9 protein-coding genes are annotated in these 12,994 nt (G+C 66.8%); 4 read left to right on the forward strand and 5 right to left on the reverse strand.

Going from position 1 to position 12,994, the window contains the following annotated elements:
- Nucleotides 1-2: 2 nt before the first annotated feature.
- From HD883_RS14835 to HD883_RS14855, 5 genes are all read right to left on the reverse strand, one after another.
- On the reverse strand, nt 3-971 hold the full coding sequence (locus HD883_RS14835; protein WP_179584130.1) for a Bug family tripartite tricarboxylate transporter substrate binding protein: 969 nt from the start codon (nt 969-971) through the stop codon (nt 3-5).
- Nucleotides 972-1,037: 66 nt separating this feature from the next.
- Nucleotides 1,038-3,980: a cytochrome c gene (locus HD883_RS14840; RefSeq protein ID WP_179584128.1), complete on the reverse strand. Its 2,943-nt coding sequence runs from the start codon at nt 3,978-3,980 to the stop codon at nt 1,038-1,040.
- 65 nt (nt 3,981-4,045) lie between these two features.
- Nucleotides 4,046-4,531: a (2Fe-2S)-binding protein gene (locus HD883_RS14845; protein WP_179584126.1), complete on the reverse strand. Its 486-nt coding sequence runs from the start codon at nt 4,529-4,531 to the stop codon at nt 4,046-4,048.
- Nucleotides 4,532-4,541: 10 nt separating this feature from the next.
- Nucleotides 4,542-6,848, reverse strand: a complete 2,307-nt coding sequence (locus HD883_RS14850) for a xanthine dehydrogenase family protein molybdopterin-binding subunit (protein WP_179584124.1) — start codon at nt 6,846-6,848, stop codon at nt 4,542-4,544.
- 22 nt (nt 6,849-6,870) lie between these two features.
- Entirely contained in the window at nt 6,871-7,782 is a 912-nt protein-coding gene (locus tag HD883_RS14855; protein WP_179584122.1) for a polysaccharide deacetylase family protein, read from the reverse strand.
- Between the two features lie 129 nt (nt 7,783-7,911).
- On the opposite strand from HD883_RS14855, the gene HD883_RS14860 reads away from it, so the two are divergent.
- Genes HD883_RS14860 through HD883_RS14875 form a run of 4 tightly spaced genes read left to right on the forward strand, consistent with a single transcriptional unit; the run spans nt 7,912 to nt 12,959 of the window.
- Nucleotides 7,912-8,778 (forward strand): FAD binding domain-containing protein, encoded by an 867-nt coding sequence (locus tag HD883_RS14860; RefSeq protein WP_179584120.1) that lies wholly within the window; start codon nt 7,912-7,914, stop codon nt 8,776-8,778.
- A gap of 16 nt (nt 8,779-8,794) precedes the next feature.
- Complete coding sequence (locus tag HD883_RS14865; protein ID WP_179584118.1) at nt 8,795-9,280, forward strand: (2Fe-2S)-binding protein; 486 nt, start codon at nt 8,795-8,797, stop codon at nt 9,278-9,280.
- Nucleotides 9,277-11,628: a xanthine dehydrogenase family protein molybdopterin-binding subunit gene (locus HD883_RS14870; protein WP_179584116.1), complete on the forward strand. Its 2,352-nt coding sequence runs from the start codon at nt 9,277-9,279 to the stop codon at nt 11,626-11,628. Before HD883_RS14865 ends, HD883_RS14870 begins: the two co-directional genes overlap by 4 nt.
- 20 nt (nt 11,629-11,648) lie before the next feature.
- Nucleotides 11,649-12,959 carry an amidase gene (locus HD883_RS14875; RefSeq protein WP_179584114.1) on the forward strand — a complete coding sequence of 437 codons (1,311 nt, stop codon included), beginning with the start codon at nt 11,649-11,651 and terminating at the stop codon, nt 12,957-12,959.
- Nucleotides 12,960-12,994: the final 35 nt, after the last annotated feature.

Consider the following 12,994-nt stretch of genomic DNA (forward strand, 5'->3'; position numbering starts at 1 on the left):
GCTTACTCCGGCGTGATGCCCGCGGTGCGAACGGCCTGGTGCGAGCGTTCGGTCGCCTGTTTGATATAGGCCTTGGCCGACGCACTGGTCGACCCTTCGATTTCATACCCCTGCTCGCGCATCCGGGCCACCACGTCTGGCATCCGCATGGCCGCCATGGCCGCGGTGGATACCTTGTTCAAGACATTTGCCGGCGTGCCCCCAGGCGCTACCAGGGCAGTCCAGCTGACGGTAAGGAACCCGGGAATGAACTCCGCGACCGTCGGCACGTCGGGCAGCGCCGGATGGCGCTTCGCACCTGTCACTGCCAGCACGCGCACTTTGTCGCCTGCCTGCATATACGGGCCGACGGACGCCTCGAAGCCAAACATCATGTCGACATGTCCGGCCAGCACGTCATTGAAGGCCGGGGCGATGCCCTTGTACGGAACATGCAGGAAACGCGTGCCCGTCGCAGACTGGAACAACTCAGCGGCCAGATGCGAAGGCCCCCCTTTGCCCGCCGACGCATAGCTGATCTTTCCCGGATTCGCTTTGGCGTACGAGATCAATTCCTGCAGGGTGCGCGCGGGCACCTTGGGATTGACCACGATCATCATCGGCGTGTAGGTCAGCAAGGAGATCGGCTCGAACTTGTCGGGATCGAAGCTGAGGTGGGCCTGCACCAATTTGTTGACGACCAGCGGGCCTTCACCTGCCAGGAACAAGGTATGGCCGTCAGGCGCAGCGCGAGCCACGAATTCGGCCCCGATGTTCCCGCTTGCGCCTGGCCGGTTCTCGACAATGACCGGTTGACCCAATGTGACGGCAAGCTGTTCTGCCAGCGCGCGGCCCAGCGCGTCCACTCCGCCGCCGGCTGGAAACGGGACGACCAGCTTAATGGGCTTGGTCGGATAGGCCTGAGCATGAACAAACGAGACGGGGCTCAGCAGGACAACGAGAAGCGTGGCAAGCAAGGTTCTGCGGATCATGGTGTCAACCCAATGTGAGGTGAAAAAAACGTTGCATGTCCCGGACCCTGTACCAGGCCCGGCCCGCTATCGTGCTGGCGCATGTCCCGCGCGCAGTTCTCTTGCCCGGTCGCGCACGCCCGTCCAGGGTGCCGCGCTGTCGGTGTGCCGCTGTTGCAAATACAGCGCCAGCGCTTCGATCTGCACGTCGTCGAGCACGTCCGCGTACCCGGGCATGACGCCGAGGTCGGGATGGGCGGGGGATTGAATGCCTTGCAAGATCACTTGCAGCAGGTTGTCGGGCGAATCGCTGTGCAGACTGGTGGCCAGCGCGAGCGAAGGGCGCGCGGCCTGCGAGGCGGGCCCTTGACCGGGGTCGTGACAGACCGCACAGGCACCTTGATAGAGACGAGCCCCCAGGCCATGGAGCAGGTCGGCGCGGTCGTTGCCGCGTTGCTCCAGTTGCGTCACCGTCAACACTTCCCGCTTGACGTCGGGCTCGGCTTGCAGCGACACCAGATAGGTCGACATGGCGGCGATATCCGCATCGGGCAGTGCCGCCATGCTCTGGACCACGGGCGCCATGGGGCCCGCGGCGACGCCGTGCCGCGCCGAATAGCCGGTGCGCAGATACTGAAAGAAGTCGGTCTCGGTCCAGGGCAACGGCGAACGGGAGCGGCCGTTCAGTGCGGGCGCTTCCCACCCTTCGGCCGTTCCCCCGGCAAGGAAATCCGCCATGCCGCGTTTTTCGGCGCCCAGCGGGTTGCGCGGGGTGTGACAGGCGCCGCAATGACCTGCCCCTTGCACCAGATACGCGCCGCGATTCCATGCCAGCGATTGCGTCGGGTCGGGCTGGTAGACGCCACGGTCAAGGAACAGGGTGTTCCAGCCCGCCATCACGCCGCGCACGTTGTAGGGAAACGCGAGCGCCGTAGCGGGTGGCGTGTAGGCCACCGGCTCGCGCGTCATGAGGTAGGCGTACAAGGACTGGATGTCGCCATCGCTCATCTTTGCAAACGACGTGTAGGGGAACGCGGGATACAGATGTCGACCGTCGCGGTGGATGCCTTCGCGCATGGCGCGTTCGAACGCTGGCAGTGACCACGCACCGATGCCGGTGTTGCGGTCCGGGGTGATGTTGGTGGAGTAGATGGTGCCGAAGGGGGTGTCGAGCGCCAGCCCGCCCACATTCGGCACACCGCCAGGTGCGGTGTGGCAGACCACGCAATCGCCGGCGGCCGCGACGCGCCGGCCGCGTTCGATGGCCTGCTCGGAATACAAGCCTGGATCGAATACCGCCGGCGGGATCGCGCTGCGCCACGGCGACGCGGCAAGCAATCCTGCCGCCGCCAGGCCCAGGCCGCCTGCCAAGACGGCCGTCCACGCACGTGCTTTGTTTTCGGGCCGGGTGGCGAGCAGCCGGCGGTTGCCAAGGGTCTGGAATGGCGGCGAACGCAGGCGCACGCCGGTGGCGTCGAAGATGGCGTTGGCAATCGCCGCCGCGGCGGGTGCGTCGATGGCAGGACGCCAGCCGAGGTCGCCGGGGCTGGCCGAAGCGGGGCCTGACTGCGTCACGTCCACCGCCATGGGCACGATGGGTAGGTGCGCGGCCTCGTCGGGAAGAGACGTATCGGTATCGAAGGTGGGAGGCGTCTGGATCATTCGCTGGGCCGCCTGCCGGACCCGGGTCTCGAGCTGCGTCCCGATCTGCGTACGGTCAGACGCGTGAACGGGCGTCCCCTCCAGCGGCGGCGCCGACATCGTTGCGGACTCTTGTCCGGCAACGACACGGGTCACGCTGACGCCCCCGTCAGGGTCCACCGCGACATCGACGACCCAGGCTGCGACGGACTGCGCAGGCTCGCCCGCGGCGTCCGGCTGGCTGACAAACGCAAAGCCGCGTCCCCGCCTCACGTCGTCTGACGCGTCAAGATTCGCGCCCCATTGCGCGCGTCGCGCCACGTCGCGGATGACGCGGACGCTGCGTGGGTGATCGATGCGGGCCAACCGGAAATCGACCGGGCTTACGCCCTGATCCCGCGCCAGTTCATCGATGAAGGATTCGGCGGCGAAGACGTTGGCGTGAACGATGTCGTCCGTGGAAATTTGCGGTATCGGCACGTCGATGCGCCCGGGCGAGAAGATCGCTATACCGTCGACCTGGTAGGGCATGTCGATGGCCGGCCCAACACGCACGACAGGAGATTCGTGCGACAGCAATCTGGCCAGGGATGGCCTGCGCCACGGCACGCGGTCGGTGTCCACCGTGACGTGCCGGCTAGGCCCGGCCGGATGCAGGGTCGCACCGACTGCGATCTGCGTGGACGCGGCAGGTGCGCCACCCGCACAGGCAACCCGGACCGGCCGGCCGACAGCCTGCGACAGCAAGGCCGCATCGGCGGCGGCGTCCCAGACGCCAAGGCCGCGTTGCGTACCCTGATCCCGCATGACGTTGCCGCGAACGCTGTCGCCGCGAATGCCGTCGGACCGCAAGCCGTCGTGTCGCATGCCATCGCGCTGGAAGTCGTCGCAGTCATTACTGCCGCCCTTCACGTCATCGGAAAGCTTGCCGTTCCCATGCACCCGCACCGCATCGACAGTCAGCGCCAGCAGGTCCGCCAGCTCCAGGGCCAAGCCGGCCGGTGCGGGCGTTGCGGTCCACACGTCCACCCTGCCTTCACGGACCCACGCCAGTGCCCACGTGGCGTCCGCATCCGAAGGGACCGGCCAGGAATAGGTGCGGGACCCGGCGCGCAACACGGCCCCTTCACCCGCCAAGGGCATGGGCCGCGGCTGCCATTGCGGCGCCAGCCGCGCCAGCGCATCCTGGGCGTGGACAGACGTCAACGCGACCACGCCAACGAAATTGCCGAGCGTGACGACGCGCAGAACCCCAGGCAGGCGTTCGGCTGCGACGACATCCAGTCCCGCCATGATCGGTCCGGTATAGGCCGTGCCGTTCCACGTCAGCGCGGGCGGCCGCAGCACGGCCCCGGCCATCACACCCTGCGGCATCACACCCTGCGGCATCCCACCCTGCGGCATCCCACCCTGCGGCATCACCCCACCGTTCCCCGGCCCCTCGCCGATCGCGCTCATCGTCGATGTCGCGCAGCAAGCCGCGCGGCGCAAAGGATTTCCAGGTGGGTGCCGCAGCGGCACAGGTTGTAGTGCAGTTCGCGCCGCAGCGTTTCATCCGAAGGGCACGGATCCCTTCGAAGCAAGGCTTCCACCGTCATCACCATGCCGTTCAGGCAATAGCCGCATTGCGCCGCCTGCTCGTCAATGAAGGCCTGCTGCACCGGCCCTGGCCGATCCCCGCGACACAAGCCTTCCAAGGTCGTGATGTCGCGCTCCAGGACATGCCCCAGCGGCACGACACAGGACCGTGCCGCGACACCATCGACCAGTACCGTACAGGCCCCGCACTCGCCCAGGCCGCATCCATACTTGGGACCATTCAGTTCCAGGTCATTGCGCAGCACGTACAACAACGGGGCGTCCAGCGCAGCGCCTTCCACGTCGTGAACCGCCCCATTCACCGTGATGCGCACGGGCGTTGTGCCAGCAGCCGGGGTCATCGTGATTCCCTCATGAACGCATTGCCGCCAACACCCTGTCCGGCGTGAACGGCACATGGCGCAGCCGGACGCCGATGGCGTCGTGGATGGCGTTGGCGACAGCGGCGGCGCTGGGCACCGACCCCGACTCGCCCGCACCCAGGGGCGGATTGCCGTTGGCGGGCATGGTCAGCACGTCGATGTCCGGGACGTCAGCAAAGCCCAGGATCGGATAGCCGCCCCATTCGGTGGCGCTGACGCCGACGTCGTTGAACAGCACGTGTTCTTTCAGCACCCGGCTACAGGACTGAATGACGTTGCCATGGATCTGATGACGCACGCCGTCGGGGTTGATCACCAGGCCACAGTCATAACCGACCCAGACCTTGCGAACGCGCACCACACCGGTCCGCGTATCAACGTCCACATCACACACCCACGCGCACCAGGCGGCGCCGTGGCCCGGGTAGGACCCGTGCACGTATTGGTGCTGCGCAAAGCCACGTCCGCGATACACACCCGTGTCGCGGGCGACCTGTTTGGGGGCCTGCCTGCGTGCGGTCCACCCTGCGCGTTCGGCCACCGCCCGGGTCAGCGCGATCGCCCGGGGATCGTTCATGAACCGCAGGCGGAATGCGACCGGGTCGGCGTCATGCATCGCCGCCAGCTCGTCAATGAAGGATTCGTGCGCGAACACATTGGGCATGGCCGATACGCCGCGCATCCACGCCGCGCGGACGATCGTGTGCATGTCGTGGACGCCCACACGAATGCGCGCGCAACGGTATTGCGGCACCGCCGTGCGATCGCCTTTGTGTTCGACCGGGGATTCCGGCGGCGTGCGGCCGGTGTAGGCCAGTGCAAGGATGGGCGCATTGTTCGACGGATAGGACACCGAAAAGTCGTAGACCAGTTCCCCATCCGGATCCAGGCCGCCCGTCACTTCGAGCAGTTGGGCGGTGCCTTTGGGCTCCCACGCATGCTCTTCGTCGCGCATCAGCTGCACGCGCACCGGCCGCCCGATGGCATGCGCAAGCAGCGCCGCTTCGGCTGCGGCGTCGTCCGCGCAATTGCGGCCATAACATCCCGAGGCTTCCATCCGCACGATACGGATCCGGTCGGTTGGCAGGTCCAGCAAGGTCGCGATATCGGCATGCAGCACATGCGGCAACTGCGTGCCGCTCCACACCGTCAACCTGTCGTTTTCAAAACTGGCCAGGCCGCACGACGGGCCGATGGACCCATGCATCTGGTACGGCCACACATATTCCGTGCGCAAGGGACCCTTGTCGTCATAGACCGCGGCATCGACATCGCCCACGTCCTTGAGCGGCCGGTTGCGCGACGGATTGGCGCGAAGCGTGCCGGCCAGATCGGCCATGTCGGGCAAGGCTGGCCACGGCCGCCACGACACCTTGAGCGCCCGCGCCGCCTTGATGGCGATTTCTTCGCGTTCCGCAACGACGGCAACAAAGTCGCCCCTGACCACGACCTGCACGATGCCGGGCAGATGCGACACCGACTCGGTATCGACGGCCAGCAGGCTCTTGCCGGTCAGCGGCCCGATGTCGCGGCCGCGATAGGGCGGGCGCACCACGCGCGCATGGAGCATGCCGGGCAACCGCATGTCGTGCACGTAGGTCAGCTGGCCCATCGCCTTGCGCGGAATGTCCACGCGTGGATGCGCCTGACCAACAAGGCGATAGCGCGCCGGATCTTTCACTACCACATTCTGGTCGAGCGGGATCTCGAGCTGGCACCCTTCAATCAGATGGCCGTAGGTCCAGGGCGTCGCTTCGCCCTTGCGAAGGATGCGTCCCGCAACCACATCGAGTTCGTCCATGCCGCAGCCGATCATTTCCGCCGCGCGCGCCACCAGCACTGCCCGGGTCTGCGCAGCGGCCCGGCGCAGCGGGACGGCGGCCATCTGGATCGATGCGCTGGCCGTCGTGCCGCCCTGGTCCGGCGTGCGGTCCGTGTCGCCAAGCACCATCTGGACATCGGCAGGCAGCACGTCGAGTTCTTCGGCAACGATCTGGGTCAGCGCGGTGCGCAGCCCGGTGCCCAGATCCACATGTCCATTGAAGGCCGTCACCTTGCCGTGCGCGTCGATCGACACGAATGCGTCAACACGATTGTCGGGCACCAGACTGATGCCAACCAGCGGCGCCGGCTTGCCCGGCCCCGGCAGCGGGTTGCGCTGGATGAGGACGTCGGCGGGCCCCGGCGCCGTGCGTCTGCCCAGCAGCACCCGCAAAAAGAAGTTGCGCGGGGGCGCAGCCGCCGCCGACGCGTCGGGCGAGTCGTCGACCGGGAAAGTCAGGTGCGTGCGCGACATGCGGGGCCTCCCGGGGATAGGATCAACGCGGCGCGGGGTGCCCGGTGACCACGCCATCGGGCAAGGCCGCGCAGTGATCATAGATTTGTCCGGGCCGGGTGAACCAGACTTTGTCGCGCTGCGGGTGATTGCTGATGTATTGAAGCGCGCGGCGCAGGGCCCTGAGCCGGTACGGCTGCCCAACCACCATGGCATGCAGTGCAAGGCCGAACACCAGCGGCTGCTTGTCGCTTTGCGCCAGCAGTTCTTCGAACTGGTCGATCATCATCTGTTCAAAGTCGCTGGGCGTCGCGTGCCTGACCAGCATCTGCGGCGAGTCATTGAGTTCCAGCGGATACGGCACGGACATGATGCGGCCGCTGCGCGTCTTCATCCACAGGGGCTGATCGTCGGCGGGCCAATCCATCACGAACTTGAAGCCGGCTTCTTGCAGCAGGTCGGGCGTGACCTGGCTGACCGACATCCAGGGCGCCATCCAGCCGCGCACTTGCTGACCCGCTTTTTCCGAGATCTCGTCGCGCACCTCGGCAATGAATCGCGCCTCGTCCTTCTCCCACATATAGCCGTGGCGTTCGGCGTTGGTGCGGCCGTGCCCGATGATCTCGTCGCCCCGACGGTTGATACTGTCAACGATTTCGGGCGCATACTCGAACAGGGTGGTGTTGACCAGATGCGAGGCAGGCAGCCCCAGACTGTCGAACAGATCCAGCAGACGGAAGACGCCGACCCGGTTGCCATAGTCGGTCCAGCAGAACGAGCGCTGGTCGGGTGCCGGAATGGGGACGGTGGGCGTATGGGTCAGCCCGGTGCCAAACGCAAAGTGCTCGATATTCAGGCCGATGTGAAAGGCCAGGCGCTTGCCTTCGGGCCACGTGTAGTCAGGCCGGGAAATGATCGGGCTGTACGCGTATCGGTTGTGGTGCGGGATAAGCATGAGACGACTCCATGAGGTGGCCGCGGGCTTGGCGTGCGGCGCCGCGTTCCAACCGAAGCACGTTGCGCCTGTTCCAAAAATAATTATAATCCCATAAATAGTTGTACAGACAAATTTTAGGATGCCGGTATGAAGCCCAGTCCGTTCGCGTACCACGAGCCTGAAACGCTGGAAGACGCCCTGCAATTGCTGGCGAGCGTGGCGGACGATGATGGCCGCATCCTTGCGGGCGGGCAGACGCTGGTTCCCGCCATGGCGCTGCGGCTGGCTCGTCCATCGCACCTGGTGGATATCAACCGCATCGACGCGCTGCGCCGCCTGGAAGTCGATGGCGATGTCCTGCACATCGGCGCCTGCGTGCGCCACATTGCGCTCGCCACCCCCGTGGAACCGGGCCCGCTTGGCCTGCTGCTGTCCCAGGTCGTGCGACACATCGCCCACCTGCCCATCCGCACCCGCGGCACCTTTTGCGGCAGCCTGGCCAATGCCGACGGCGCGTCGGAATGGTGCCTGGTCGTCAACACGCTGGACGCCGTGCTGGTGGCGCACAGCACCCGCGGCCGCCGCGAGATCCCGGCCAGCGCGTTCTTTCTTGGCTATATGACGACCGCGCTCGAGGCGGACGAAATCCTGACAACCGCCCTGCTGCCCCGCCTGCCCGCGGCGACGCGCTTCGGCTTTGACGAAATCGCGCGGCGCGCGGGCGACTTTGCGCAGGCGATGTGTCTTGCGGTGTTCGAGCTTGAGGACGGCAAGATGCGGCGCGTGCGTATCGGGGTGGGCGGCGTGTCGGGCACCACCGTGCGTGCCGCGCAAGCCGAAGCCGCATGCGAGGGCCAGGCGCCCGACCCGGCGTTGTTCGACCATGCCGCCCAGCTGGCTGGCGCGGCGATCGACCCTGTCGATGCCTCGGAAGAGGCGTGTGACTACCGCCGCGCCCTGGCCCGTACCGTCGTTGCCCGCGCGCTGGCGCAGGCGGCCGGATTGAACCGCTGATTACCGGAGCGCATCCATGTCCAAGCGTGAAGTCACCCTGAACATCAACGGCACGGTGTTTCCCATTTTTGTCGAACCGCGCCGCACCCTGCTCGATGCCCTTCGCGACGACTGCGGCCAGACGGGCACGCATGCGGGCTGCGAGCATGGCGTCTGCGGGGCCTGCACGGTGTTGGTGGATGACCAGCCGGTGCGCGCCTGCCTGATGTTCGCGACGCAAGCGCAGGGCAGCCAGGTCCGCACCGTGGAAGGGCTGGCGCAGAACGGCGAACTGTCCGCGCTGCAACGCGCGTTCATGGAAAAGCATGCCTTGCAGTGCGGCTTCTGTACGGCCGGTTTCCTGATGCTGGCGACCAGCGTGCTGGAAAAGGATCCCACCGCCAGTGATGAGGTCCTGCTGGATGCGCTGTCGTCCAACATCTGCCGATGCACCGGCTACAAGAACATCGTGTCGGCGGTCACCCTGGTCCGCGACGCCAGCCTGCAAGCGAGCCAGCCATGAACATCCATGCCTATCACGAGGTGCAGCCCGACGTGCTGCGCGCCGACAGCGAACGGCATGTCGGCCAGTCCGTGCAGCGCCTGGAAGACCCGCCACTGGTCCAGGGCCAGGCCCGCTTTGCCGGTGACATCAACTTTCCGCATCAGCTGCACATGCGCATCGTGCGGGCCCAGGTCGCGCACGGCCGCATCCTGCACATCGATACCGAGGCCGCGCGCGCCATGCCGGGGGTCATCGCGATCTGGACCGGCAAGGACGTGGCCGACATTCCGCCCATCCCGTTTCGCGCCACCACGGTTCAGGGACTGGAGCCCTACTGCCAGCCCATCCTGGCGCAGGACTACGTGCGGTATGTGGGCGAGCCGGTCGCCGCCGTGTTTGCAGTGGACGCCTATCTGGCCGAAGACGCCGCCGACCTGATCTGGCCGGACATCGACCCGCTGCCCGTGGTGCTGGATGCATCGGGCGAGGTGGGCGAATTCCTGCCCGGGTACAGCACGGAACCCACCATCATCCGCAAAGGCTATGGCGACGTGGACGCCGCCTTTGCCCAGGCGCACGCGGTCGTGGAACTGGACCTGTCGATCGGCCGGCATTCGGGCGTGCCGCTGGAATGCCGGGGCGCCATCGGCCGCTACGATGCGGCGCGCGACGTGCTGGAGATGTATGGCGCGGCCAAGAAGACGCATTGGAACCGCGACGAAATGGCGAAGATGCTGAACCGCAGCCCGTCCAAATTCCATCTGCATGGCGACCATGTGGGCGGCGGCTTTGGCGTGCGCGGCGAGCTCTATCCCGAAGACGTGCTGGTGTGTCTTGCCGCCTTGCGACTGCGCCGCGCGATCAAGTGGATCGAAGACCGCCGCGAACACCTGATGGCCACCAACCATTCGCGCCAGCAGCGCCACCAGGTCAAGGCCGCGGTGGATGCCGACGGCCGGATCCTTGGCATTCGCAACACCCTTTTTCACGACAACGGCGGGTACGTGCGCACCCACGGCCCACGCGTGGCGGACATGTCCGCCGGCCTGCTGCTCGGACCCTATCGCGTTCCAGCCTATGCGGTCGAGGCCCACTACCGCCTGACCAACAAGACCCCCTGCGGCACCTACCGATCACCGGGCCGCTACGAGACGACCTTTGTGCGCGAACGCCTGATGGATGCGATTGCGCACCGGGTGGGCATCGACGTCCTGGAAGTCCGCCGGCGCAATCTGATCGGGCCCGAAGAAATGCCCTATGCCCGCCCGCTTGACGCGCTTGGCACCGATGTCGTCCTGGATTCCGGCAACTACGCGCTGCTGCTGGACAAGACCCTGGACCGTATCGGCTGGGCCGAAGCCCAAGCCGACATCGCCAGGCGCAAGGCCGCGGGCGAAGTGGTCGGCATCGGCCTGGCCATGTTCGTGGAAAAGTCCGGACTGGGCCCGTCCGATGGCGTGCGCATCACGGTCGACACGGCGGGTGATGTGGAGCTGGTCACCGGTGCGGCGTCGGTCGGCCAGGGCATGGAAACGGCCTTGGCGCAGATCTGTGCCGACGGCCTCGGCATCGACTACCGGCGCGTTCGGGTGGTGCATGGACGCACCGACCAGATTGCCTTCGGCAATGGTGCGCACGCGTCGCGCGTCACCGTCATGTCGGGCTCGGCAACGCAAATCGCCGCGGCCAAATTGCGGGCCAAGGCCATCGACATCGGGGCCGAGATGCTAGGCCTGACACCCGAAGAACTGGACATGACCGATGGCCACGTCCATGCGCGGGGCGTGGCGGCCGGTCGCCGCATCGGCCTGCAGGACATCGCGCGCCATGTGCACGCGGGGTCCCGCACGGTCGGCCGCCGCGACCCCGGCCTGACTGCCGAAGGCTGGTTCTACAGCGATCACATGAACTATCCCTACGGCATCCACGTCGCCCAGATCCGCATCGACGCGGGCAGCGGGCAGGTCGAGGTGGAACGCTACCTGGTCTCGTATGACGTAGGCCGCGCCGTCAACCCCATGTTGATCGATGGCCAGATCGTCGGCGGCCTGGCGCAAGGACTGGGCGGCGCGCTGTTTGAGGAATTCACCTACGACGAAACCGGTCAGCCGCTGTCGACGACGTTTGCGGACTACCTGCTGGTGACCGCGCACGAAATGCCCGCATCGGTTGACGTCCTGATTACCGAAGACGCGCCCAGCCCCTTGAATCCGATGGGCATGAAAGGCGCGGGCGAAGGCGGCACCAACGCAGTCGGCGCGGCGATTGCCGCCGCCGTTGACGATGCGCTTGGCCAGCCCGGATTCGTGACACGCCTGCCCGTGCTTCCTGCCGCCATCCACCGTGCCCTGGCACGACGCACCTGACCCTGACAACGAGCGCCGCCATGCCGACACCCGCCAACCACCTGACTGCCACCGACGCGGCCGCGTTGATGCGCGAGGGCAGACTGACCGCGTCCGACCTGGCCGAGGCGTGCCTCGCCCGCATCGCCGAACGGGAACCCGAACGCAAGGCCTGGGCGCATGTGTCGCCGAATCAGGTGCGGGCGCAGGCTGCCGCGTGCGACGCCAATCCGTCTTCCGGCCTGTTGCACGGCATACCGATCGGCGTGAAAGATGTGCTGGATACCCGGGACATGCCCACGCAAATGGGGTCGCCCATCTACGCCGGTCACCAGCCCCCTGCCGACGCCGCCATCGTGAGCCTGCTGCGCGCGGCAGGCGCCGTGATTCTGGGCAAGACCGTCACGGCCGAGTTCGCAGGCATGGCGCCCGCCCCCACCACCAATCCGCTGGCCCTGCACCGGACACCGGGCGGATCGTCCAGCGGGTCGGCCGCCGCCGTGGCCGACCTGATGGTGCCGATCAGTCTGGGGACGCAGACCGGCGGGTCGGTGCTGCGTCCGGCCTCGTACTGCGGGGTGGTCGGCTTCAAGCCCAGCTATGGCCGCATCAATCGCGCTGGCACCAAATTCGCCGCCGAAAGCCTGGACACCCTCGGCTGGATGGCGCGGTCCGTGCAGGACATCGCCCTGGTCGACGCGGCCCTGACAGGCAATGACGCACCGCTTTCCGCATCGACCGCCACGCCCGTCTCGACTTTGCGGATCGGCGTCTGCCAGACCTATCTGTGGGACGCCAAGGCCCTGCCCGAAACACGGCAGGCGCTGCAGACTGCCGTCGAGGCACTGGAAGCCGCCGGCGTGACCGTGACGCCTGTGGCATTGCCCGAACGATTCGGGCACCTGTCTGTGGTCCGAGAAACGCTGAATGACTATGAACGGGCGCGCGGCCTGGCCAGCGAATGGACGCACCACCGTGACCGCATCAGCCCGCAATTGTCGGCATCGATCGAACGCGGCTGGCGCATTCCGCATGCGGACCTGCTTGCCGCGCAGCGCTATGCCGAAGACCGCCGCCGCGACTTCGACGACCTGATGGACGACTGGGATGTGCTGCTTGTGCCTTGCGTGAATGGCGAGGCGCCCGAAGGCTTGCACTACGCCGGCGATCCGTCGCTGCAGGCGCTGTGGACCCTGTTGCACACCCCTGCCCTGGGTCTGCCCACGCACCGGGGTCCGAACGGCATGCCGGTCAGCATCCAGCTGGTGACCGCCCGGCATCGCGATGCCGAATTGCTGAAGGCGGGCGACGCCATCTGGCGCACGGTCCTGCAATTTTCCCCCCGCCCATAACGACGACATCCAACGAGACACAACGAGACCTGCCC

It is taken from the genome of Pigmentiphaga litoralis (genome assembly GCF_013408655.1).
GTDB lineage: Bacteria > Pseudomonadota > Gammaproteobacteria > Burkholderiales > Burkholderiaceae_B > Pigmentiphaga > Pigmentiphaga litoralis_A.